The following is a 22,863-nucleotide window of genomic DNA, read 5'->3' as shown; positions in this document are numbered from 1 at the left end:
CTACCTGAGGATGCTCACGGCTTGCATCAGTGAAGATCTCGCCTATACGAGTTCTTCCACCTTGATAGTCAAGGACATCCAGTGAGATTGTCCCGGGCGAAGAAGTAGTGCATTGCGACGGACGTTGCCTGCTTCGACGCAGACGAAGTGTTTCCAGTCCTCGTGGTGCATGTCCGCAGCTTTGGATTCGGCAGGATTCCAGACGATTGTCGATGCAGAATGTTCTTTTTCGATGATGATCCGTCGTTTGAAACCCGGATCTTCAATGATTGCTCCATTGCTCGTATCGAAGATCGAATCGACACGACCCTTAGTGAAGGTCAGTGGACCTTCGTGAATACCTTGTGTGTCGCGGACAGTATCCAGTTCCTTTGCTCCCTCTAGCCCGTGAATGCAAACCTCACGTACGTCGGAAACATTGAAATAGGAGTGCAAGGCTTCATCGACGTAGAAGGCTTCGTCATCGGTGTTCTTCATCGAAAGCACCAGGTGAAGTTCCTGCCCGAAAGTGATCTCAAGTTTCGAGGTGAAGCGATGGGGGAATTTCGCCATCTCAGCGTTTGTGGATGGTTTGTAAACGAATTCAAGAACTGCATGGGAATCGCTACGTTCAATCAGTTCCCACGTTGCATTTCTGAGGAATCCGTGGTTTTGTGCTTCGGATCCGGGTGCAGCCAGGGAAGCTGTTGCAACACCAAACCACGGTGCACAAATCGGAATCCCTCCCCGTGCGGGCGTCGATGCCCAGGGCAGGGAACGTTCGGAGAGCCAGAGTACAGGCTCGGTGCCAGAAGGTTGCCATGTAAGGACTTGGGCACCTGAATCTGAAAAGCTCGCATCACAGCAGTCATTGCTGGCGCGATAGACGCGTCGGTTTGTCATTGGACAAGGATAGCGCGAGTAACGCCTCACACATAGCCCTCCGAACAAGGGAATTCCTCAAAAACGGCGATAAGCTAGCTGTGATACGCGTCGAGAATGTATAGGGAGCTTTATGACCATCCGCGAAGATCTACGAAATGTCGCGATTGTTGCACACGTTGACCATGGCAAGACCACCTTGGTTGATGCGATGTTGTGGCAGTCGGGTGCTTTCAACGAGCGCGATACGGTTGAGAAGACCGGCGAGCGCGTGATGGATTCGGGCGATCTTGAACGCGAAAAGGGCATTACGATTCTCGCCAAGAACACTGCGGTCCACTATCGCGGTCCCGCCGCTCAAAAGCTTGGGATCGAAGGTGGCGTGGTCATTAACGTCATCGACACCCCCGGACACGCAGACTTCGGTGGCGAAGTCGAACGAGGCCTATCCATGGTTGACGGCGTCGTTCTGCTTGTCGATTCCTCTGAAGGACCTCTCCCGCAGACTCGTTTCGTCCTTCGCAAGGCCCTTCAGGCCCAGCTTCCCGTCGTGATCGTTGTCAATAAGGTTGACCGTCCCGATGCGCGTATTGATGAGGTCGTTTCAGAAACCCAGGACCTGCTTCTCGCATTGGCTGAGGACCTCATGAGCGAAGGCGTGGATGCCGATGTTGACTCGCTGCTGGATGTCCCCGTTGTCTACGCCTCGGCAAAGGCAGGGAAATCCTCGCTGACCAACCCCGGCGACGGCAATATCCCCACCGAGGATCTCGAGCCTCTCTTCGAGACGATCCTTCAGCGTATTCCCGGCCCCGAATATGAGGAAGGTGCACCCCTGCAGGCGCACGTGACGAACCTCGACGCCTCGCCCTTCCTTGGCCGCCTCGCCCTGCTGCGTATTCACAACGGCACTCTGCGTAAGGGTGAAACTGTTGGTCTGGCTCGCCACGACGGAACGATTAAGCCTGTTCGTATCACCGAGCTTCTTCGCACCGAAGGCCTGGAGCGTCTTCCTGCTGAAACCGCTGAGCCCGGCGATATCGTTGCGGTAGCCGGCATCGAAGACATCACTATCGGTGAGTCTCTGGTTGACCTCGATGATCCGCGCCCATTGCCTTTGATCACCGTTGATGATCCCGCGATCTCGATGACGATCGGTATTAACACTTCTCCCATGGCTGGACGAGTCAAGGGCGCAAAGGTGACTGCGCGCCAGGTGAAGGATCGCTTGGATCGCGAACTGATCGGTAACGTTTCCATTCGAGTCCTGCCCACCGAGCGTCCCGATGCATGGGAAGTTCAGGGACGTGGCGAACTCGCTCTGGCAATTCTTGTTGAGCAGATGCGCCGTGAAGGCTTCGAGCTCACCGTTGGTAAGCCGCAGGTTGTCACCAAGACCATCGACGGCGTGCGCAGTGAGCCCATGGAACGCATGACCATTGATATCCCCGAGGAATACCTCGGCTCGGTCACCCAGCTGATGGCTCAGCGCAAGGGACGTATGGAGACCATGGCCAACCACGGTTCGGGCTGGATTCGCTTGGAATTTGTTGTTCCCGCCCGAGGCCTGATTGGCTTCCGTACGCGTTTCCTCACCGAGACCCGCGGCACCGGTATCGCTTCGTCCATCGCCGAGGGCTACGCACCGTGGCAGGGCGCAATTGAGCAGCGCTTGACTGGCTCGCTTGTTGCTGACCGCGCAGGCCAGGCGACACCCTACGCGATGACGAACCTTCAAGAGCGAGGCTCCTTCATTGTTGAGCCGGGTTCGGAGGTCTATGAAGGTCAGGTTGTTGGTGAGAATCCTCGCGGCGAGGATATGGATGTCAATATCTGCCGCGAGAAGAAGCAGACCAACACGCGTAGTGCGACCGCTGATGTTTACGAGTCCTTGACACCTTCTCGCAAACTCACCTTGGAAGAGTCCCTAGAGTTTGCGGCTAACGACGAGTGCGTTGAAGTGACTCCCGAGGCCGTTCGCGTGCGTAAGGTCGTCTTGGACGCCCAAGAGCGTTTCAAGATTGCCGCTCGCGAGCGTCGTCAGAACAAGGACTAAGTCCCCTCGGCCCTGATAGACCTTCTACGCCAACTGAAGTTCAGATTAGATCTGCGGTGGGGGAGGGACGCGCTTTCCGGTGACCATGGTTCGCGCATCGACGCGAACCTGGCCGCGTCGGGTCTCGATGATCACGTGGGTTGGGGCAGCTTCGATGAGCGTTCCCAGCGCATCGTGTAGACCATCGTCTAGCCGATAGCGGACGACCACGCGGGAGCCCACTCCCAATTGCATCCACGGAAGATTGGGAATTGCGTGCGTTTCTTGTCGCGTAAAAGCTTCTGCTTGGGCATGCTCTGCAGGACCTATCTTCTCGCTATTTTCGGGGGAAGAAGGCTGCTCGTTCGCGTGGATCTTCATGTTGGCGATAATAGAATGAAGTGGTTGTCCAACCCAGTCCAAGGAGGAATTAATGACTTACGTCATTGCCCAGCCCTGTGTTGATGTTAAGGACCGGGCCTGCGTTGATGAGTGCCCCGTCGACTGCATTTACGAGGGCGAGCGTACCCTGTACATCCACCCCGATGAGTGTGTGGACTGTGGTGCGTGCGAACCGGTCTGCCCGACCGAAGCAATCTTCTACGAGGATGACCTCCCCAGTGAATGGTCCGATTACCTGCAGGCCAACGCGGATTTCTTCGTTGATCTGGGCAGCCCGGGTGGTGCTCAGAAGACCGGTCCTCAGCCCTTCGATGTTCCGTGGATCAGCGAGCTTCCTCCGCAGAACGAAGATTGGGATAAGTAAGGAAACACATGAGCGTCCTTCCGCGCCCACTTGATCTGCCTTCTTTCCCTTGGGATCAGCTCGCCCCCTACCGTAAACGGGCAGCTGAGCATCCCCGTGGTGTGTGCGATCTGTCGATTGGAACTCCGATTGATCCCACTCCCGCGCTCATTCAGGATGCGCTTCAAGAGCACGCGGATGCGCCGGGATATCCAACCGTGATTGGCACTCCTGAGCTTCGTCACGCAATTCTTGCGTGGGGAAAGCGGCGGAACATGGTGGACGTCGGATTGCAGGGCGTTGTGCCGTCTATCGGCTCCAAGGAAGCTGTCGCATGGCTTCCCTTCCTTCTGGGAGTGCGTCCCGGAGATACGGTTTTATTCCCGCAGGCCTCGTATCCGACCTATGACATTAGCGCGCGTTTAGCGGGAGCGACTCCACTTCCGGTTGACCCGACAGATCCTTCGTCGTGGCCCGATGCACAACTTGTATGGCTGAACTCGCCGGGCAACCCCGATGGCCACGTCCTCACGCTTGATGAGCTGCGTACGGTTGTCCAGTGGGCTCGCAGTCATGACGCAGTCGTGATTTCTGATGAGTGCTACTCGGCTTTGGCATGGGAGGAGCCTTTCCTCAGCGAGGGTGTGCCCTCACTGCTCGATGAACGAGTCTGCGATGGAGATCCTCGTTCGTTGATCGTGCTGTATTCGCTGTCTAAGCAGTCGAATCTGGCTGGTTATCGTGCGGCGTTGATGTACGGGGATCCGCAGCTTCTTGCTCCTGTTATTGAAGTGCGTAAGCACTCGGGGATGATGGTTCCTGCTCCAGTGCAAGCCGCAATGCGCGTTGCGTTGGAGGATACCGAACACGTTGAGGCACAGCGTCAGGTGTATGCGCGCCGACGTGAAATCTTGATCGATGCCATTGCTCGTACTGGCCTTGAGCGTGACAAGGATTCGGCTGCAGGCCTTTATCTGTGGGTGAGGGATCCCCGTGGCGACTTTGATTCCTGGCAGCTCGTTGATGCTTTCGCCCAGCGGGGGATTGTCGTTGCTCCCGGTGATTTTTATGGCGAGGCCGGGGCGGGCTTTGTGCGCGTAGCCTTGACCGCCACCGATGAGCGCGTTGCCGAGGCCGCGAGCCGCTTGATCGCCCAGCCGATCCGAGCGTGACGTTTGACCGGCTTAGTGAGCGTCAGGGCCTTTTCGATCCCAAAGACTGACCCACTGCAATCCCATATCGGCCATCATGGTGCGGATTAAGGGAAGTGAGATTCCAATGACGTTGTGGTGGTCGCCTTCAATGGCTTCGATGAAGGCTCCACCCAATCCGTCGATGGTGAAAGAACCGGCGACTTCTAAGGGCTCGCCGCTTGCTACGTAAGCGCGGGCTTCTTCATCGTTGATCGAGCCAAAGTGAATATCGGTTGAGGATGGACGCGTGTCTTCGCGCAGAACCTTCCATCCGTCCTTATCCCAGCGCATGTGCGCGAGGTAGTGGCCACTCCACAAGGTTGTGTGTGCCTTGGAAAGTGCCTTTACTCGGGCAAGGGCAACTTGGGGATCGTGAGGCTTACCCAGCAACTCCCCACCGGCCTCGAGCATGGAATCACAGGCAACTAGTACGCACTCACCTTCGGGGAGCGAGGCCTCGTCCAGCGATAGCTTTCCCACGCATATTGCCGAAGCCACGGCCCTGCCTTTAGCCTCCGCAAGGGCGCACACTTTCTCAGCGGGGGAGGCGCTTGGGATTCGATCCAAGATTGAATCCTCGTCCACTTGGGAAACTTTGACGATAGGAGTTATCCCGGCTTCCTGGAGGATGCGCCGGCGGGCAGGAGATTGTGAGGCTAATACAAGGTGCATACTATGAATTTTCCCGTGCAGGCTCAGCTTTTCTTCACTACACTAATGTGTGTTAGGCCACATGCGTGGAGGAAGCTGTGAAGGAAGAAGCAGGATTGAGCCACGATTTTTCGACTGCACACACCAATAGCTCTTCCCTCCTTGGTGGTCCGGCTACCCTCACTGTTGATGATCTTGCTCAGATGGCGCAGACCAGCAGCGAGGAAGTTCGCGAATTCTGGGTCGCAATGGGTTTCCCGTCCCCGCGTGCCGAAGAAAAGGTCTTTACGGAAAACGATGCTCGGCTTTTCATTGAATGGTCGAAATTTATTGCTTCGGGGGCTATTGATCAGGCAACCGCGCGTTCGCTTCTTCGCGCGAATTCACACTTAGCTGATCGTTTGGGCTTGTGGCAAGTTGAAGCCTTGGTTGAAGACACGATGCGACGCTACGGCTTAGATGACACCGCGGCACGAATGTATGTCCTCGACCATATTCGTGAGCGTGTGGACATGTTTGATGAACTGCTGCGACATTCGTGGCGGCGTCAATTGGATGCGCTGCTCAAACGGATGGATCATGAGATCGCCACGCGTGGACATGAGGGATTGCAACCGCGATTCCCACTGAATCGCTCCCTGGGCTTTGTTGACATGGTTTCCTACACCTCATCGTCGACGATTCTGGGTGGGCGCCTGGTTGATCTCATTGGCCGTTTTGAGCAGCTTTCGCGTGACGCCGTGACTGACGCGGGTGGCCGCGTGGTGAAGATGATCGGTGATGCGGTCATGTATATTGCCGATGATCTCGAAACGGGCCTTCGAGTAGCGGTTTCACTTATTGAGCAACTGGGCGCTGATGATCAGATGCTTCCTGTTCGTGCGTCCTTCGTGCGTGGCGATGTCTTTTCTCGTTCAGGCGATGTGTTTGGCCCGACGGTGAACTTGGCCTCGCGCCTGGTGGATATCGCTCCAGTGGGCAAAATTTTGATGGATCCCACCACGGCTGCCGCGATTGCCGCGGGTAAAGCGGGGATGGAGTACGACGTAGAAGAGTTCCCAAGCGCAACTTTGCGCGGTTTTGGAACGATTTCGCCCTATCTTCTGACCTACCGTCGCTAAAAGGCTGCCTGCTTTTTTACCTGATCTTGTGATTTCATCCCATTTAGGTCAAGAAATGTACAAGAGATCCCTGAAATCCGGTATGCTGTTTCCGTGACTACAGTGCTTCTCGTTGAAGATGATCCGGCTATCGCTGGCCCGCTTACCCGCGCCCTCGCACGTGAAACCTACGATGTGCGCGCGCATGACCGCGGCCGGAGCGCACTCGAAGATCTTGAGGGTGTTGACCTGGTTGTTCTTGACCTAGGTCTTCCCGATATGGACGGTCTGGATGTTGCAAGGGAAATTCGTTCCTCTGGTTCCTCCGTGCCGGTTCTCATCCTTACTGCACGAGCCGACGAAGTTGACATGGTTGTCGGTCTTGATGCTGGTGCAGATGATTACGTCACCAAGCCTTTCCGCTTGGCAGAGCTCCTTGCCCGCGTCCGCGCACTGCTGCGCCGTGGTGGTGGCGAGGTTGCAGACGGCGATCTTGTTGTTCAGGACGTCCGTATCGATGTAGCCGCACACCGTGCTTATGTTGCAGGAAAAGAGCTCTCGCTGACAGCAAAGGAGTTTGAACTCCTGCGCGTTCTGGTTCGCGAGGCTGGAAACGTCGTTCCGCGCGACACCCTGATGCGTGAAGTTTGGGGAAATGGCCTGAGCGGTTCGACAAAGACACTGGACATGCATGTGTCCTGGCTTCGCCGCAAGCTTGGCGATGATGCAGCATCTCCGCGCTATATCACCACTGTTCGCGGAATGGGTTTCCGCTTCGAAAAGCCAACTGCCTAAATCTCTGAAGGTCTGTCATGCGTAGACGTGCTGCGCGAATGATTTTGACCGCGGTTGCGGTTGTCGCACTGATTTTCGGTATCCCCGCGGCTGTGGCGTCTTCTTTGATCGTCTGGAATTCGCAAACGACGTCGCTGGACGCCCGCGTGCAGACGGTTCAAACCAATCTTGATCGACGACTTCGCACCTCGACTCTGTCTGAAGGTTATGCGCGCATGTGGGCGCAAACCCTTGTGACCAACGGAGAGCCGGCCTACGTCGAAATTATGATTCCCCAGAACCCACAGCCCATTACTCTGGGGGAGAGGCTTCGTGGAATCACTATCACTCGAAGTGCCTCATCACCCGATGGCGTCAAAGTGACGGTCATGATTTCAGCGCGTAACGCGATTCGAAGCATCGTTCGTGTTTCAGGGATTTTCCTTTTAGGGATCCTTGTCTCTTTGGTTGTTGGCTGGGCCCTTGCAGCGCGTTTTTCGCGGCGTCTTTCGGCACCTCTGATCTATCTTTCGGCTCAAGCGGAACAAATTGGTTCCGGACAGGTCCGAGCGCGTGTCAAGCCTTCAGGGATTGAAGAAATCGATCTTGTTCAAGAGGAACTTCAGCGTACGGGCGAAAAGATGGCACGCCGTTTGGCCGCCGAACGTCAGCTGGCCGCCGATGCCTCACATCAGCTTCGCACTCCTTTAACCGCGCTTTCCATGCGCCTGGAAGAAATCGAAATGATTTCGACCGAAGAAGAAGTACAGGAAGAAGCACGTTCATGCCTCGAACAGATTGAACGGTTGACAACGGTAGTCACCGAGCTGCTGGATACAAATAAACGACAGGCATCTGCAACTGAAGCGATCGACGTTCTGGAGGTCTTCAACACCCAGCGTGAAGAATGGGAAGAAGCCTTCGAAAAAGCCGATCGCGTCTTACGCTTCACGGATGAGGCAGATATGCCGATTCTTGCGGATGAGGCCAAGATTGCGCAGGTGCTTGCAACCTTGATCGAAAATTCCTTGCGCTATGGTGCTGGCACGACCTGGGTGCACGCGCGCAATAGCGCTAACAGTCGAGGCGTCATTATCGAGGTCTCCGATGAAGGCGAAGGTGTCGATGCTGAATTGGCCCCCTATATTTTCAAAAATGGGGTGTCGGGTCACGGTTCCAGCGGAATTGGTTTGGCATTGGCGAAGGACCTCATTGAAACGATGGGTGGCCGCATCGAGCTCACTCAGACGGTGCCACCAGTATTCACTCTCTCTTTGGCAGCGATTCCCGCTAGCTATGACCCTGGGCGCGTGATGCCAGAGGGTGCGCTGGTCTCGATGGGGCGGCGCTCACGACGCTTTTAATTGCCGTACACTGAATTCCATGAGCATTCTTGTTACGGGAGGCGCCGGCTACATCGGCGCACACGTTGTTCGTCTTCTGCTGGAACGTGGCGAAAAGGTTGTTGTTGTTGACAATCTGACCACCGGCGCAGCCAATCGAATTGGCGATGCGACACTTATTGAAGTGGATGTCGCACGCGATGAGGCTCTGCCCATCTTGACCCAGGCAATGATCGACGAAGACGTCACTGGCGTTATTCATTTTGCTGCTCAGAAGCAGGTCGGCGAATCTGTTGAACGTCCTGCGTGGTACTACCGTCAAAATATCGGTGGTTTGGCGAATGTTTTGCTGGCAATGGAGGAAGCCGGCGTAAAGAACATGATTTTCTCTTCCTCAGCTGCCGTTTATGGGATGCCTCCGGTTCCCGTGATTCCCGAGGATATTGAGAAGAAGCCCATCAACCCTTACGGCGAGACCAAGTTGATCGGCGAATGGATGATGGCCGATGCTGAACGCGCATGGGGCCTCAACTGGATCGGACTACGTTACTTCAACGTTGCCGGCGCTGGATGGAATGATCTTGCCGATCCCGCATGCCTCAACTTGGTTCCTATGGTCCTTGACCGTTTGGCTCGCGGTGAGCACCCGAAGATCTTCGGAACGGATTACCCAACCGATGATGGAACCTGCATCCGCGACTACATCCACGTCAAAGACCTGGCCGATGCTCACATCTTTGCTCTGGATGCCCTGACGCGCGGCGTTCCTGCACATCGTCAATTCAATGTGGGTACCGGTCTGGGCACTTCGGTCCGTGAGATCATCGATGGTCTTCGCGCGGTTTCCGGCTGGAATTTCCCGGTCGACGAACTCGATCGTCGCGCAGGTGACCCGCCCATGCTCATTGGCGATCCCCAGTCGATTGCTGTGGATTTGGGCTGGAAGGCTAACTACGGTGTCACCGAGATTCTGCAGTCTGCATGGGATGCCTGGCAGGCCGGGCCTCGCGCAATCGAGGTCCCCTCTCAGTCCTGAGCTATGACAGACGCCAAAGCGAAGGCCTTGCCTGCTCGACCGTGGAATTCTTCGACTGTATCTATCAGTGATTTAGATTCTCTTGAGCAGGCGATGGCGTGGCGTTGTCTTGGCCCGCAGGCCGCGCTGCACAGTTTCGTCATGAAGCTGCGTATGGCCTTGCTGAGTGCGGATTACGTCTATATCGATCGTAATCAGCTTCTAGATGGGGTCTGTTTCCTCGCTCTTGGTCCCGATGGGCTTGCCGAGGCCTTGGGCTTGCCCGCGTACCAAGATCTTCCTTTACTCGTGGGCTGTCAGCCTCCCGCGGGCACTCCCGCGGGCTTTGCCCGCCCTGCGAGCGCCGAAGAACGTGCTGAGTGGGCGGATCTTCAACGGCGTCAGGTTGAGCGCGAAGGCTTTGTTTCTGCTGCACGCGCTGTCTTTGAATGTGATATGCCCGCAGATCATTCGGTGGCTGAGGGGCATGCCCAGCTTGCACTGCTGCTCCAAGGGCTGAGCGAAACGGAAACCGAAGAGGGCCAGCCATTCCCGGCCTACTGCTCGGTACCGCGTTCTCGACAAGATCCGGCACGGCTTATTGAGACAGGACGCGATCAATGGGTGCGCGCGATGGAAGGCATGCGTGTTCACCTCATGACCTGGCCTCGAACCCCTAGCGTTGAGGATGCTGATTTCTGGGAGAGTCACGGTCGCCTCGAGGATCTTGAGAATACCGAAGCAGTCGCAATCGCCCGCACCCTGCGGGTCTGGCTGCCGAAGTGGATTGCCAATGACGGTGGGGAAGTGACGCGATCAGCTCGGCGCGGAGATGTTGTCTCACTCCTGTCCCATTGGATGGAAGAAGCCCCGCCGGCAGATCTTGATGCCTCAGAAGGAGAGCTTTATCGTGCTGTGCTCACGGCGCCTCAGGCACGCTGTGCGTTGCGCTGGTTTTCACTTCTTTACGAGGACGCAGCCATGCATCAGCGTCTTGCGCTCCTCGATACCGCAACTTCACGCATGAGTTTCACGATGATCGCCGACGATGATGGCACCGATGATGCGGAAGTCCGGGCACAGCGTCAGTGGGGGATGTGCGTCCCACCGCAGAGCAGAAAGCAATATTGGCGTGCCCGCTTGCAAGAAAATACCCGACTGACACTTGCCCGCATTGGGCTGCGAGTTGCGTCAAAAACTGGCTCTGGCCGTAAGGGAGTTGGGGGAAGCGCGCGTGGACTTAACGTCAACGGGGAAATTACCGAGGCTATGGGAACGCTTTCTCCCGAACAGTACCAGCGCGTGCTGACCCACCCGATGACCGCCAAGGCCCGTGCTGCTCAGCTTGAACTCAGTGCTCTCACAGATGCGCACCCCGCTGAGGAAATCAGGGTAAAGCGGGCTTCGCGTAATGCGTGGCGCTCTCTTGCACTCTTCATTCGAGAGTTTGAAGTTGATCCGGTGGAGTGGCGTAGACGTGTCTTCAGCGGAGTGCTTCGCTGCGTCGCTGTGACCATTTTGGCCTTCTTCCTGACCGCACACGATTCAGGGTGGTTTGGTGAAGATACTCTTTGGATGAATGTCCTGTGGACCGCGATTGCCTTCCTTGCATCCTTCCCGTATTCGGATGTCCGGGAGCTCTTCAAGCTCCGTCCCTCAAGGATGATGTCTGAAATCCGATTGGCTCAGGCCTAAATTCGACGACTCGACAATCTCTCAAAACTCACCCCCATCAGGCACAAGGAGACGCCATGAAATGGACCCAGGTTTGGCACGCAGATAACTTTCCCCTGTGGGTCGAAGGTAACGATGCGACTCCGCGTATGCACCGCGTTTTTATCGGTGGTAATCGCGCCGGAGCGGTTGCGATTGCCCGAAACCAGAACGGTGATTTTGCCCTGGTTCGTCAGCAACGTCTTGCCATCGAGCGTGAACTCTGGGAATTCCCGCGAGGGATGAGCGAGGAAACAGACGCGGATGGGGTAGCGACCGGCCTGCGTGAACTCCTTGAAGAGACCGGATTTTATGGGGAAAACGGACGCTCCCTGGGGAAGATTTATCCCGATTCTGGCATCCTTGCTGGGCATGTCGAAGTTGTCTCCTGCACGGTCCCACCTCAGGAGCGTCAGGCTATTGATGGAGAAGTTGATGCGCTTCAGTGGGTCAGCCTTGCTTCACTCAAAGAGATGATTGCGGGTGGCCAGCTTCAAGACGCCATTTCTCTTGCGGCTTTTTCCATCTGGAGCCTTCGCAACAACTCCTGACCGCTCTTTACGGATGGGCGCAACTTTCGACTATATGACGTGAGTTCCATAGTTGAGATCTGCACTGCGCCTCAACAGCTTCCCGATTATGAGGACTGGGATGCTAGGTCGTCTTTTGTGAGTGTCCCAGCACGAAGCTTGGCGAAGAAATCCGGTGCGGTCGTATCTTCAAGCAGCACCGCACTTCCCGCCGATGTCGCATAGCCCAGCGATTCGATCGGGGGAACACCGGTCATTCCGGAGTTTTGCGCTTCACGGAATGCCAGTACCAAGCGCGCAACGTCAATAACAGATGAGTCCTGATCGACCGTGAATGCGGAAGCGCCAGCTCGTTCAACGCGTAGGGCACTCATCGGGTTGAGTAGCGTTGCCGGTTTCATCGCCTTTGAAACGGTCTTCGACACAACCTGGCGCTGGCGTTCAGCACGTCCGATGTCGCCCCGTGGATCCGAATAGCGCATGCGCGCAAATGCCAGCGCAGTCTTACCGTCGGCATCATGGCATCCGGCTTCCCAATTGAGCTCCGAGCGTTCATCTTCAACGCTGAGATCGAAGCACAGATTCACCCCATCGACTGCGTCGACAATGTTGGATACTCCGCCCATTCCGATCTCTGCATAGTGATCGACGGTAAGTCCGGTGAGCTTTTCGACCGTCTTGACTAGGAGCGCGGGGCCGCCATATGCGTATGAGGCATTGAGCTTGTCCCAGCCATAACCGGGGATTTCGACGTAGGTATCGCGGGGGAGTGAGATATTGCTGGTCTGTCCATTGGGAGCAACGTGAACAAGCATGATCGAATCTGCGCGTTGCCCCTCGGTGTCGTCGGGAACCGAGCCGTCTGCGCGCGAATCTGATCCTGCTAATAGATACGTTGTTCCAGAAGTATTGGCAGCGCCTGATAGCGCATCGATCTTCTTTAAATGCGAGTTGGCATCAAGCATCAGGAAAACAGGCCATGCGAGCATGAGTAGAACGCACGCGACGACGACAAGAGGCCAGCGCCTCTTCTTCCTCTGACGAGGCCTCGCTGGGCCTACGCCTGCGGCTTGACGTGCGCTGGGTTGGGATTGAACAGGTTGGAAGTGTGGGCGTTGCGTTGCAGCCTGCACAGGAGGCCTAGAAGTCGCACCTACGGATTCCCGCGCTGGAGCTGAGGGTGCGTAGGCCGGGGGCTGGGTTCGTCGCGCGCGGGGTGCAAAGGAGGGAGGCATCGCCTCTTCTTGAACGCGGGACGGCTCATCCGGTGTGCTGTGTTGAGCAGCAGAGTGCTGCGCGGACTCAGTGGCAGCTTTGCGGTGGTGGGCAGCCGCCTCTTCATTCTGGGCACCAGCATTTGCGACCTCTGAAAGACGAGGCCGCCGACGTGAAGGATCAGGCTGGAATGAAGGCGGCTGAGTCATCACTTCTCCGGGGGACAGGGCTTTTGAGTTGGCGTGGCGCTTGGAGATTGCGACGCGCTTGCACTGGGTGTTGCGGAAGCAGATGCACTCTGAGATGAGGAAGGCGAGGCCGAAGGATCCTGAGCGGGAGCATTCGTCTGTCCGTCTTCACCGCTGCCATTAGTGAACTCAATGGTCGCAGGGAAGGGCTGGTCCTTGCGGATTGCTTCCCACACCTGGCTGAACTGAGGCTCCAGGTTGATGACTCGGTTCGGGTCAACCGGCGAATACTGATTCGGTGAGGTGATGAACTGAATATTCGAACGATTCACCGAAGTGAGCGAGAGCATCAGGCCCACGTCGGTGTTGATGTTTGACAGGTTCTGCGAAGGCTGCAGAGCTGAAAGACCCTGCTTTGTGAAAGACAGGAGTGAGGGAAGATCGGAAACGAAGTTCTTCGCCATCAACTCGCGCATAATTGCCGCGACAAGCTTCTGCTGGTTGGAGATACGGCCAAGGTCGGAGCCATCCCCAACGGCGTAGCGTGTGCGCGCGTAGGCAAGTGCAGTCTTGCCATCGAGCTTCTGGCACCCTGCTTGAACGTGAAGGTCTGACTTGGAATCATCGATATCTTCGGGGATATCGAACCAAACCCCTCCAAGAGCATCAATCAAGCCGCGGAAACCGTGGAAGTCGACGACGACAAAGCCATCAACCTTCGTTCCGGTCAGTTGCTCAACTGTGGCCTCGGTACAGGCAATGCCACCTGCGATATCGGTGTCATTCGAACCCGTTGAGAACGCGGAGTTAAACATTCCCGTGTAGGCAGAGGATATCGTGCCATCGGAGCGGCGGCATGAGGGAATATCGGTAATCAGATCTCGGGGGATAGAGACGACCTGGATTCGCGAGCGGTCCGCAGAAATATGCATGAACATGGTCGTATCCGAGTGGATAGACGAAAGTTCATCGGGATCACCATTGGCGTCATCGCCTTGGTTCTGCCGTGAGTCAATACCCGAAATCAAGATATTGACGGCGCGGCCTTCGAAAGAGTCCGAGGGTGCTGCGGATTCGGTTGAATTCGCATTTCCAAGACCGTTTGTGTTGATGCTGTTTGCCGAAAGCTGGCTACCAAAGCTGTGATAGACAAAAAACATTGTCCACACCAACAGCAGAACGCAGCTAAAAGCAACCAGTGAAACCACTCGTGCCGCACCGCTCTTGAAAGGGAGCGTCGCAGAGTGCAGGATCGGTCGCGCATCGCGCGGTTGTGGAGTACTCATCGCGTTTATCATATCGTTACTTGAGTTCTCCGCGTGTTATTCCGCAGTAAATTCTCCGATACTCCATTGAATGCCGCCCTGGCTGTTCACATGAGGGATCATCAGTGTGCGTCCACTTGCTGCGACAACGGGACGCGAATATCCGGGGGTTTCTCCCAGACGTGTGATCTGCCCGGTTTCCCATCGACGCAGGTACATCTGTGCATTGTTCGCCTGCGATCCCGCACCCCACGCGATTGCCTCTTCACCGATGGACACCCAAGGAGTTCGCGAGTCGACCATGATCCAGTGCGTGGGGTAGTCGGTGGAAGAGCTGTCCCAGAGTCCAAGGTAGGACGAGGCCGCGGAAGAAGTACTTGAGGGGCTGACGAGGACTGCGTGGTGATCTCCGGCCGCGTAGAGCCCACTGATTCGATAGTCCTGTGATTTGAGGTCGAAGTGTGTGGTGACCTTTGAGAAATCAGTTCCGCTGAGCGTGGCGACGCGAGAGGGCAGAGGCGAGTTCATCGTAGTTGCAACCACGCTGAGCCCATGCTCAGAGACCGCGGGGTAGGCGCCGTAGAGAAGAACTTGCGGCTTGTTGGAGCGCGTTGAATCCTCGAGGCCTTGGGCGATGATCAGTGAAAAATCTCCGTGATCAGTTGAGGCTTTTGCACCGTAAAACGCGTGTGTCTCATCGCTGACAGGAGGAAGCTCACCTGAGCTTCGTGGACTATGAGCGGGAAGATCGCTCCACGTCATTACGGTACGGAGGCGCTGCTCGTCCCTATTCCAGGAGTAAATCGTCCACGGGGCGAAGACATTGTCTTCTTGGTGATCTCCGGTCGAGGACGAAGAAACCTGCCGGCCAAGGAAAGTAATCCAAGGACCGTTTTGTGTTCCATCGAGCGGCTCAACGTAGTTGCCGTCTTCTCGAAGGAGATCGGCAGATAGATCGCGTGCCCCCTGAGGGGTGAGAATTGCGGGCTTGTAGGAGTACAGATCGTTCGGGTCGTTTGTTGAGGACCCAAAAACCTGGGAGTCGTCGATGGGAAGAGAAGGAATCTGCCGGAAATCCCCGCCGAGTGTCCATTTCTCATCTACGGAAGACGCCTGGCTTTGTCCCGATGGAGACAAAGCGCATGGCTCATCACTCGCATGCATTGCGATGATCTCAAAAGGAAGAGAGAGATCGGTGCAGACGTTTTCGTGCGGATCCTCCAGCGAGGACTGCGCAACGAGCGGCTCGAAAACGCCGTTCATCTGACGAGGCGATACCGGTGTGCTCGCCGAGGTGGAAGAATCCCCGCTTCCTCCGCTCGCGCAGCCAGCGAGCGCAAAAAGGGCACAAGCACTGAGGAGAGCAAGGCGACGCAGGGATGCGCGGCCTCGGGAATGAAGATGGGAGCCGGGATGTGGCTGGTTAGCCAGCGCTCCCGGAACGACCGAACCCTCAGCGCGCGGTGTAGATGCCAATGTGTTCACGGCCGTCTCGCTCAACCTCGGTTTGGAGGAAGTTCTGGGTGAATGAGGGCAGGTGGTACCAGAACTGTTCCTCGCCGTTCCACAGGTAGTGAACTCCCGGGTCGGCAATCCGCATGGAATCGGTGTTGGGATCGTAGGAAGTCACAACCATGATGTGGGAGAAGGTGCTATTCGGGTGACCGTTGTAGTGGGGGCCACCTCGACGCTCTTGGGCATCAACAGTGGTGGGGAGTCCCTTACGGAAGGAGTTCTTTACCGAATCTCGAACCTGATCAACCGAAGGAGTGTGAATCGTGGTGTAGGCATCACGGCCCAACCAGCGGTTCATCCCATATTCAAAACGGCGATCGTGGAAGCTTGTGTAGCCGTATCCCACGGTGTTCATGTAATCGCGGCTTGCAACCGCGTCAATGCTGAGCGGTGTTCCCTGCGCGGAGTGGTGCGCACCAATTGCGTTGAGGATCATCCATCCACTGGCCGGACCGCAGAAGTAGTTATTGGGCTGTCCGGCCCAGGTCACATTGAAATCGTTGGTCTTTTCCAAGACCCCGTGCTCGAAGTTTTGCTTCTCACGGTTGCCATCCCAATAGGGCTCTGATGTTGGGTATCCCAGGTGCCCGCGCTCAAAGCCGTGTTGGCCATAAAGGTCCAGCATTGAAAGTGGGACCGCGTGAGATCCTGTGCGAGGGGACCAGTAGATTGTCCCGCCTTGGAAACGTTGGAAGATACCACCATTTGCGGAAGCTGTTTCGTTGGTTAAGGGGTAACCGAGTTCGCCTCGCTCCCAGTTGTAGAAACCGTAGGTCCCCATGATTGCGTCGTGGACGAAATATGAATCCGAACCGGGGTGCCAGTAGGCAGTTCCGCCTTGGAAACGCTGAAAAACACCACCGTTTGCCGAGGGGGTTTCATTGGTCAAAGGATAGCCGTAGCGTCCACGCTCATATTCGGCTGCACCGTACGCTCCCAGCATTGCATCGTGTACGTAGTAGCTGCCAGTGCGGGGGTGCCAGTATGTGGTTCCTCCTTGGAAAGCCTGATAAACACCACCGAGCGCCGCCGGGGTTTCTTCACCCGCAGGGTAGCCCATATGGCCGCGTTCCCAGCCCTGTCTTTCCCACAGATTACGGATGCCACCGGTAACCCTGTGAGCGCCGGTGCGGGAGTGGAAGTAGATTGAGCCGCCAGTGAAGTGCTGGTAGGCCCCTCCATCCGCGGCATCTTTCATTTCATTCGCGGTTGGCCAGCCCAGGGAACGACCTTCTGATTCTGCGATTTCGTAGCGTTCGAGGATCTTGCCCCAGATGGGGTGAGCCCCGCCCTGGCTGCTCCAACGAATTTGGCCGTTCTCGTAAGTTTGAAGCGCGCCGCGAATTCCACCGATAGTCTGGGCTTCTTCATCAGAGGTCGGGAAACCCAGAGGGCCGTTTTCCCATCTTTGTGCGCCGTAGGCACTGTGGATTCCACCGCGCGAGGCATGCGCACCGTATTGAGCGGTCCAGTAGATTTGGCCGCCGCGGTAGAACTGGATGAAAGCCCCGTCGCGCAGGGGGACTAGTCCAGAAGTTGCGGTGCCAAGTACTCGGTTTTCTGCGCCCATGTCCTGCCAGCGCTGGCGGATCTGTTCCTCGGGGGAGAGGGACACATTGTCATCAGTAGCAGAGCGGTCTTCACCATTCGGAATACTTTCCCCGGTCGGAGTGTCTCCCGAGGGTGTCGTGGAGCCATCCGAAGAGGGCACGCTTGTAGATGGGGATGCTTCGGGTGCGGGGGTTTCAGTCTGAGTTGGGGAAGACGCCTGCGTTGATGGGGTGGGAGCGTCGGCCTCGGAAGTGGGAGAGGCAAGCGAAATCGGTGCAATGCTGAGGGCAAACAATGCCGCAGCTGCACACGATGAAGCAAAAAGCGAAGAACGCATTAGTGAATCTCCTGGGGGGCAAAGAGAAACTAACTCTTCAAACACCCTATCCGAATATTATTCAGAATTTATGTGCATTACTTGGCATATACCTCACATTTGCCCGTAGGCTTATCCCATGAGCAATCCAACCGTCATCGCCGTCGTCGTTGCATGGAACCGAGCACAGCTCTTGCGTGAAACCTTGGACGGCCTTGCCTCGCAGACCCGACCATTGGATGGAGTTGTCGTCGTTGACAATGCTTCCAGCGATGAAACTCCGCAGCTCATTGCCTCACATCCTGCCGTCACCAATGTTGTGACCCTTCCCCAAAATTACGGTGGCGCCGGTGGCTTTGCCGCGGGAATTGCTCGAGCGATGACTTTAGGAGCAGACCTCGTATGGATCATGGATGATGACACGATCCCAACTCCTACTGCCCTTGAGGTCTTGCTACGCACTCGTGAGGAATACCCTGGCACACCCGCCGTTTTGGCGTGTCGAGCCGATTGGATTGACGGACGCGAACATCCGATGAATGCGCCTCGCGAACGCTTCTTGATCTCCCGCGAGCTGCGTGAACACGCGGCTGCCGTTGGAGCGCGTCAGATTCGCACGGCATCATTCGTTGCAATCTTGATCGATGCGCGTGCGATTGAAGAAGAGGGGCTACCCGAAGCAGCCTACTTCTTGTGGAATGACGACTTTGAGTACACCGCGCGCCTTCTCAAAGGGCGAGTGGGGCTTTACGTGGATGGTGCACGCGTCGAGCACCGAACGAAGACTTTCGGTAACTCTACTGCTGATCCCGGCCCGCGTTTCTACAACGAAGTTCGTAACAAAGTCTGGGCGCTTGGAACTTCTTCGGGCTTTGGTCTTTTTGATCGATGTGCTTTTGGGGCTGCCACTGTGCTTCGCTGGGCAAAGATGATTGCCGCCTCGGCCGACCGCGAAGCCGCACTCGGATACCTGCGTGAGGGACTTCGTGATGCCTGGCGTCCGCCGCTGCGCTCCAGTGAAATCCTGCATCTGACTGAGGTCGCCGATGAAGTCGCTGCTCTTGAACAAGGTCACCGTTCCTGCGGCTGCGGCTGCCGGTGCTCCTCATCCGGCTCTGAAGCATGTGGCTGCTCAGAGGGGGAGCCTCGATGACAGTCGCTAACTTTTCGGTCCTGCTCCCTGTTTATGCGGGGGATCAGCCGGAGTTCTTCTTCCGCGCAGTTTCCAGCGCGACGCGCGAACAGGAGCTGCGCCCACGCCAGTTGGTCGTCGTGTGCGATGGTCCTGTCCCCGAAGAGATTTCGGAATTTCTCCACCGCGCTGCGCGAGGGGAAGAAACCGAAGTTTTGGGAAACACTGATGTCAGAGTTGTCCGGCTCAAGCACAATATGGGACTGGCGAATGCCTTGAATATTGGCCTGGCGCATTGTTCGTATGAAATCGTTGCGCGCGTTGATGCCGATGATATTTCCCTCCCTCGTCGTTTCACCGTCCAAGTTCCCCTTGTCGAGGCGGGCTTGGGGCTTTTGGGCTCAGCAATTCAAGAATTTAGTGACGACGAGGCCGAGGACGGGATGGTCCGGAATATGCCGGCGAGCGAAGAAGAGATCCGCCGGGTCATTTCCTATCGTTCTCCCTTCGCGCACCCTTCAGTTGTCTACCGCAAGAGCGCAGTTGAATCAGTTGGGGGATATGAGCACCTTCAGCTGATGGAGGATTACCTGCTGTTTGCGCGGATGGTTGCAGCGGGAGTTCCCTGCGCGAATGTGCCGGAGGTTCTTGTTCGATATCGGGTGGGATCCGGTGCATATAAGAGGCGTGGCGGGGCACAGATGTTGCGCTCAGAGATGCGCCTTCAAAACCTTTTCCTCAGTGAAGGAATCGTGTCTAAGGCTCAATACTCGCGAAACCTAGCCATCCGTGGGGCCTATCGGTTGATTCCTACACAACTTCGACAAACTCTTTATCGAGGGGTTGGAAAACTTCGCTGGTTCGTGTCGAAGGGTCAATGACGCGATCTGTCCAGTTCTTTCGCTTATACTGACTGGGATTGAAAGGAGTTCGACCGTGAACTATGACCTCGTTGTCGTCGGATCTGGCCTTTTCGGCCTGACAATTGCTGAACAGGCCGCATCCCGCTGGGGCCTCCGTGTCGCAATCGTTGAGCGTCGCTCGCACCTTGGTGGCAATGCCTACTCTGAGATTGATCCGGAAACCGGTATCGAAGTTCATAAGTACGGTGCACACCTCTTCCACACTTCCAATGAGCGTGTGTGGGAGTACGTCAATCGTTTCACCTCCTTTACCTCTTACGTTCACCGCGTATGGACCACCGTTGACGGCGTTGTCTACCCGATGCCCGTGAACCTGGGAACCATCAACCAGTTCTTCTCCGCCGCCTACGGCCCGGACGAGGCCCGCGCGCTCATTGCCCAGCAGGCAGCAGAAGTTGACGGCCAAGAGATCACCGACTTCGAGTCCAAGGGTGTTTCCTTGGTTGGTCGCCCCCTCTTCGAGGCCTTCTTTAAGAACTACACCGCCAAGCAATGGCAGACCGATCCCAAGGATCTTCCCGCCTCGATCATTTCGCGACTTCCCGTGCGCTACAACTACGATTCGCGCTACTTCAATGACAAGTACGAAGGCCTGCCGGTAGACGGCTACACCGCGTGGATGGAACGCATGGTGGCCTCGGACCTCATTGATGTCTACTTGGACACCGACTTCTTCGATCCCGAGAACCCGCTGAACAAGGCCGCGGTCGTCGGCAAGGTTCCGGTCGTCTACACCGGCCCGGTTGATCGCTACTTCGATTACTCGGCAGGTGACTTGTCCTGGCGCACCGTCGACTTCGAAAAGGAAGTTGTCGACACCGGTGACTACCAGGGCTGCTCGGTCATGAACTACGGCGATATCGATGTTCCCTTCACGCGAATCATCGAATTCCGCCACTTCCACCCCGAGCGTGACTACCAGGATGAGAAGACCGTGATCTTCCGCGAGTTCTCACGTTTCGCTGATCACGGCGACGAGCCCTACTACCCGGTGAACACCGCGCAGGATCGCGAGCGTCTGGAGCAGTACCGTGAACTCATGAAGAATGAAGACCGTGTCTTCTTCGGGGGCCGCCTGGGTACCTACAAGTACCTGGATATGCACATGGCCATCGCTTCGGCATTGACGATGCTCGATAACGAGCTTGCCCCCTTGTTCGAGGATGGGACCACTCGTTGAGTAACATCGCATCACAGCAATTCCAAACCCCGGGCAAGTCATCGGGACTGATCGAGGTTTTCCGTCAGCCCTACCTGACCAGCCTCATCGTTCATAAGGAACTGCGAGCTCGCTATCGCGGCTCGATCTTTGGAATGCTGTGGAGCTACGCGAAGCCTCTGACCCAATTCTTGGTCTTCTACTTCGCGCTTGGCGTTTTCATGAAGATGAACCGCGCCGTAGAGAACTATGTCATTTATATGTTCTCCGGCGTGGTTCTCATGAACTATTTCTCGGAAGTTTTTGGCAACGCAACCCGATCTGTCGTCGGCAATGCTCCGCTGGTGAAGAAGATCTATCTTCCCCGCGAGCTGTTCCCGATGTCAGCCATGTGGGTTGCCCTTGTCCACTTCCTTCCTCAAGTTGCCGTTCTTTTCATTGGGGCGCTGGTTTTTGGCTGGCATCCCACTGTATGGGGAGTTTTGGCAATCCTTGCGGCCTTCCTCATCGTGTCGATGTTCGCACTGGGAATTGGTCTATTTTCCGGCGCACTCAACGTGTTCTATCGAGATTCAGAGAACTTTGTTGACCTGATCTTGATGATGGCGACGTGGGTTTCTCCCGTTCTTTACACGTGGTTTAGTGTGCGTGACGTCTTGGACGCCCACGGCTGGCATTGGTTGTGGTGGGTGTACGAGGCCAATCCGCTGACCATTGCAGTTGAGCTTTTCCACTACGGTTTCTGGCAGCCGACCCTGGTTGATACTGCCGCGAATCCCTATCTTCCCAATTTGGGCCTGTGGACGGGAATCGCTCTTCTGATTTCACTTGGCGCCGTCATCTTTGGCGAGGTCTCTTTCAGGCGCATGGATCCCAAGTTTGCTCAGGAGCTGTGATGACTGAAGTTATTCGCGTTGATGATGTTGTCAAAGAATTCGCACTGCGCAATACGCACACTCTGAAAGACCGTTTGGTCTGGAGCTTGACGGGGCGTCGCAATCAGCTGGTGAATCATTTCCGCGCACTCAACCATGTGAGTTTCTCGGTTGAGCAGGGGGATTCGATCGGTCTGATCGGCTTCAACGGTTCCGGTAAGTCCACAATGCTTAAGCTCATTTCAGGTGTCATTACGCCGGACGAGGGCTCGGTGGGATACCGCGGACGCATGGCCGGCCTCATTGAAGTTGGTGCGGGCTTCCACCCGGACCTGACGGGCCGTGAAAATGTTTTTCTCAACGGCGCAATTCTTGGCATGAGTAAAGAGCAGATCGAAGCTGCTTTTGACGATATTGTCGCCTTTTCGGAGATTGAGAAGTTTATCGACACCGAGGTGAAGTTCTACTCCTCGGGTATGTTCTTGCGTTTGGCTTTCGCCGTTGCGGTCCACACTAGCCCGGATATCTTCTTGGTTGATGAGATTTTGGCTGTGGGCGATGAGCCCTTCCAACGCAAGTGCCTTGACCGTATCCATGAAATGCAAGAGCAAGGGACCTCCTTGGTGATTGTGAGCCACGACCTTGACCTGATTGCGCGCCTGTGCAATAGGGGAGTGCTGCTCCACCACGGTGAGCTTCTTGTAGACGGCACAGCACAAGAAGCAGTCGATCGACTGCGTTCCCTCTGATACCTCGCACCTAGA

General features: G+C 56.2%; 21 protein-coding genes. 14 read left to right on the top strand and 7 right to left on the bottom strand.

Annotation, left to right across the window (positions count from 1 at the left end):
* Positions 1-42: 42 nt before the first annotated feature.
* Positions 43-882 (bottom strand): D-hexose-6-phosphate mutarotase, encoded by an 840-nt coding sequence (locus HGAS_RS01845; protein ID WP_019126232.1) that lies wholly within the window; start codon positions 880-882, stop codon positions 43-45.
* A 112-nt stretch (positions 883-994) separates the two neighbouring features.
* Between HGAS_RS01845 and typA the strand changes: the two genes are divergently transcribed.
* Positions 995-2,917, top strand: a complete 1,923-nt coding sequence (typA, locus tag HGAS_RS01840) for a translational GTPase TypA (RefSeq protein ID WP_019126231.1) — start codon at positions 995-997, stop codon at positions 2,915-2,917.
* A gap of 45 nt (positions 2,918-2,962) precedes the next feature.
* On the opposite strand, the gene HGAS_RS08870 is transcribed toward typA, so the two are convergent.
* Entirely contained in the window at positions 2,963-3,277 is a 315-nt protein-coding gene (locus tag HGAS_RS08870) for a hypothetical protein (RefSeq protein WP_019126230.1), read from the bottom strand.
* 52 nt (positions 3,278-3,329) lie between these two features.
* On the opposite strand from HGAS_RS08870, the gene fdxA reads away from it, so the two are divergent.
* Together fdxA and dapC are read left to right on the top strand one after the other, a co-directional pair.
* Positions 3,330-3,662 (top strand): ferredoxin, encoded by a 333-nt coding sequence (gene fdxA / locus HGAS_RS01830; RefSeq protein ID WP_009409155.1) that lies wholly within the window; start codon positions 3,330-3,332, stop codon positions 3,660-3,662.
* A gap of 8 nt (positions 3,663-3,670) precedes the next feature.
* The gene (dapC, locus tag HGAS_RS01825) at positions 3,671-4,813 is read left to right on the top strand and encodes a succinyldiaminopimelate transaminase (protein ID WP_019126229.1); all 1,143 of its coding nucleotides are present in this window, start codon (positions 3,671-3,673) and stop codon (positions 4,811-4,813) included.
* Positions 4,814-4,825: 12 nt separating this feature from the next.
* Here the strand turns inward: dapC and HGAS_RS01820 are convergent, their stop codons facing one another.
* Positions 4,826-5,506 (bottom strand): Maf family protein, encoded by a 681-nt coding sequence (locus tag HGAS_RS01820; RefSeq protein ID WP_026066570.1) that lies wholly within the window; start codon positions 5,504-5,506, stop codon positions 4,826-4,828.
* Positions 5,507-5,583: 77 nt separating this feature from the next.
* On the opposite strand from HGAS_RS01820, the gene HGAS_RS01815 reads away from it, so the two are divergent.
* The 6 genes from HGAS_RS01815 (at position 5,584) to HGAS_RS01790 (ending at position 11,981) form a co-directional block, all read left to right on the top strand.
* Positions 5,584-6,606: an adenylate/guanylate cyclase domain-containing protein gene (locus HGAS_RS01815; protein ID WP_019126227.1), complete on the top strand. Its 1,023-nt coding sequence runs from the start codon at positions 5,584-5,586 to the stop codon at positions 6,604-6,606.
* A 93-nt stretch (positions 6,607-6,699) separates the two neighbouring features.
* A complete protein-coding gene (locus HGAS_RS01810; RefSeq protein WP_026066568.1) occupies positions 6,700-7,380 on the top strand; it encodes a response regulator transcription factor in 681 nt (226 codons plus the stop codon).
* A 17-nt stretch (positions 7,381-7,397) separates the two neighbouring features.
* Complete coding sequence (locus tag HGAS_RS01805) at positions 7,398-8,723, top strand: sensor histidine kinase (protein WP_019126225.1); 1,326 nt, start codon at positions 7,398-7,400, stop codon at positions 8,721-8,723.
* A 19-nt stretch (positions 8,724-8,742) separates the two neighbouring features.
* A complete protein-coding gene (gene galE, locus HGAS_RS01800) occupies positions 8,743-9,738 on the top strand; it encodes a UDP-glucose 4-epimerase GalE (RefSeq protein ID WP_019126224.1) in 996 nt (331 codons plus the stop codon).
* 3 nt (positions 9,739-9,741) lie between these two features.
* Positions 9,742-11,412, top strand: a complete 1,671-nt coding sequence (locus HGAS_RS01795; RefSeq protein WP_019126223.1) for a hypothetical protein — start codon at positions 9,742-9,744, stop codon at positions 11,410-11,412.
* Between the two features lie 56 nt (positions 11,413-11,468).
* The gene (locus HGAS_RS01790; RefSeq protein ID WP_019126222.1) at positions 11,469-11,981 is read left to right on the top strand and encodes an NUDIX hydrolase; all 513 of its coding nucleotides are present in this window, start codon (positions 11,469-11,471) and stop codon (positions 11,979-11,981) included.
* Between the two features lie 86 nt (positions 11,982-12,067).
* On the opposite strand, the gene HGAS_RS01785 is transcribed toward HGAS_RS01790, so the two are convergent.
* The 4 genes from HGAS_RS01785 to HGAS_RS01770 are packed head-to-tail and all read right to left on the bottom strand — an operon-like array spanning position 12,068 to position 18,031.
* A complete protein-coding gene (locus HGAS_RS01785; RefSeq protein ID WP_019126221.1) occupies positions 12,068-13,384 on the bottom strand; it encodes an LCP family protein in 1,317 nt (438 codons plus the stop codon).
* On the bottom strand, positions 13,384-14,649 hold the full coding sequence (locus HGAS_RS01780; protein ID WP_019126220.1) for an LCP family protein: 1,266 nt from the start codon (positions 14,647-14,649) through the stop codon (positions 13,384-13,386). The genes HGAS_RS01785 and HGAS_RS01780 overlap by 1 nt, the downstream gene beginning before the upstream one ends.
* A 36-nt stretch (positions 14,650-14,685) precedes the next feature.
* Entirely contained in the window at positions 14,686-16,113 is a 1,428-nt protein-coding gene (locus HGAS_RS01775) for a hypothetical protein (protein WP_019126219.1), read from the bottom strand.
* Positions 16,082-18,031: a C39 family peptidase gene (locus HGAS_RS01770; RefSeq protein ID WP_019126218.1), complete on the bottom strand. Its 1,950-nt coding sequence runs from the start codon at positions 18,029-18,031 to the stop codon at positions 16,082-16,084. Before HGAS_RS01770 ends, HGAS_RS01775 begins: the two co-directional genes overlap by 32 nt.
* Before the next feature lie 118 nt (positions 18,032-18,149).
* Between HGAS_RS01770 and HGAS_RS01765 the strand changes: the two genes are divergently transcribed.
* The 5 genes from HGAS_RS01765 to HGAS_RS01745 are packed head-to-tail and all read left to right on the top strand — an operon-like array spanning position 18,150 to position 22,848.
* Positions 18,150-19,163: a glycosyltransferase gene (locus tag HGAS_RS01765; RefSeq protein WP_019126217.1), complete on the top strand. Its 1,014-nt coding sequence runs from the start codon at positions 18,150-18,152 to the stop codon at positions 19,161-19,163.
* On the top strand, positions 19,160-20,023 hold the full coding sequence (locus tag HGAS_RS01760) for a glycosyltransferase (protein ID WP_019126216.1): 864 nt from the start codon (positions 19,160-19,162) through the stop codon (positions 20,021-20,023). Before HGAS_RS01765 ends, HGAS_RS01760 begins: the two co-directional genes overlap by 4 nt.
* Before the next feature lie 55 nt (positions 20,024-20,078).
* Complete coding sequence (glf, locus tag HGAS_RS01755; protein ID WP_019126215.1) at positions 20,079-21,245, top strand: UDP-galactopyranose mutase; 1,167 nt, start codon at positions 20,079-20,081, stop codon at positions 21,243-21,245.
* Entirely contained in the window at positions 21,242-22,120 is an 879-nt protein-coding gene (locus tag HGAS_RS01750) for an ABC transporter permease (RefSeq protein WP_019126214.1), read from the top strand. Before glf ends, HGAS_RS01750 begins: the two co-directional genes overlap by 4 nt.
* The gene (locus tag HGAS_RS01745) at positions 22,120-22,848 is read left to right on the top strand and encodes an ABC transporter ATP-binding protein (protein WP_019126213.1); all 729 of its coding nucleotides are present in this window, start codon (positions 22,120-22,122) and stop codon (positions 22,846-22,848) included. The genes HGAS_RS01750 and HGAS_RS01745 overlap by 1 nt, the downstream gene beginning before the upstream one ends.
* The last annotated feature ends 15 nt before the right edge of the window (positions 22,849-22,863 follow it).

This window comes from Actinomyces sp. ph3, from assembly GCF_000308055.1.
In the GTDB taxonomy this organism is placed as follows: Bacteria; Actinomycetota; Actinomycetes; order Actinomycetales; family Actinomycetaceae; genus Pauljensenia.
This window is presented reverse-complemented; position numbering and strand designations above follow the sequence as displayed.

Excerpts from the sequence above, each read along its gene's own strand:
- typA (WP_019126231.1), top strand. The coding sequence starts at position 995 with ATGACCATCCGCGAAGATCTACGAAATGTCGCGATTGTTGCACACGTT.
- HGAS_RS01820 (WP_026066570.1), bottom strand. The coding sequence starts at position 5,506 with ATGCACCTTGTATTAGCCTCACAATCTCCTGCCCGCCGGCGCATCCTC.
- HGAS_RS01785 (WP_019126221.1), bottom strand. The coding sequence starts at position 13,384 with ATGACTCAGCCGCCTTCATTCCAGCCTGATCCTTCACGTCGGCGGCCT.
- HGAS_RS01745 (WP_019126213.1), top strand. The coding sequence starts at position 22,120 with ATGACTGAAGTTATTCGCGTTGATGATGTTGTCAAAGAATTCGCACTG.
- HGAS_RS08870 (WP_019126230.1), bottom strand. The coding sequence starts at position 3,277 with ATGAAGATCCACGCGAACGAGCAGCCTTCTTCCCCCGAAAATAGCGAG.
- HGAS_RS01760 (WP_019126216.1), top strand. The coding sequence starts at position 19,160 with ATGACAGTCGCTAACTTTTCGGTCCTGCTCCCTGTTTATGCGGGGGAT.
- HGAS_RS01765 (WP_019126217.1), top strand. The coding sequence starts at position 18,150 with ATGAGCAATCCAACCGTCATCGCCGTCGTCGTTGCATGGAACCGAGCA.
- HGAS_RS01790 (WP_019126222.1), top strand. The coding sequence starts at position 11,469 with ATGAAATGGACCCAGGTTTGGCACGCAGATAACTTTCCCCTGTGGGTC.
- fdxA (WP_009409155.1), top strand. The coding sequence starts at position 3,330 with ATGACTTACGTCATTGCCCAGCCCTGTGTTGATGTTAAGGACCGGGCC.
- HGAS_RS01845 (WP_019126232.1), bottom strand. The coding sequence starts at position 882 with ATGACAAACCGACGCGTCTATCGCGCCAGCAATGACTGCTGTGATGCG.
- dapC (WP_019126229.1), top strand. The coding sequence starts at position 3,671 with ATGAGCGTCCTTCCGCGCCCACTTGATCTGCCTTCTTTCCCTTGGGAT.
- HGAS_RS01780 (WP_019126220.1), bottom strand. The coding sequence starts at position 14,649 with ATGAGTACTCCACAACCGCGCGATGCGCGACCGATCCTGCACTCTGCG.
- galE (WP_019126224.1), top strand. The coding sequence starts at position 8,743 with ATGAGCATTCTTGTTACGGGAGGCGCCGGCTACATCGGCGCACACGTT.
- HGAS_RS01805 (WP_019126225.1), top strand. The coding sequence starts at position 7,398 with ATGCGTAGACGTGCTGCGCGAATGATTTTGACCGCGGTTGCGGTTGTC.
- HGAS_RS01795 (WP_019126223.1), top strand. The coding sequence starts at position 9,742 with ATGACAGACGCCAAAGCGAAGGCCTTGCCTGCTCGACCGTGGAATTCT.
- HGAS_RS01770 (WP_019126218.1), bottom strand. The coding sequence starts at position 18,031 with ATGCGTTCTTCGCTTTTTGCTTCATCGTGTGCAGCTGCGGCATTGTTT.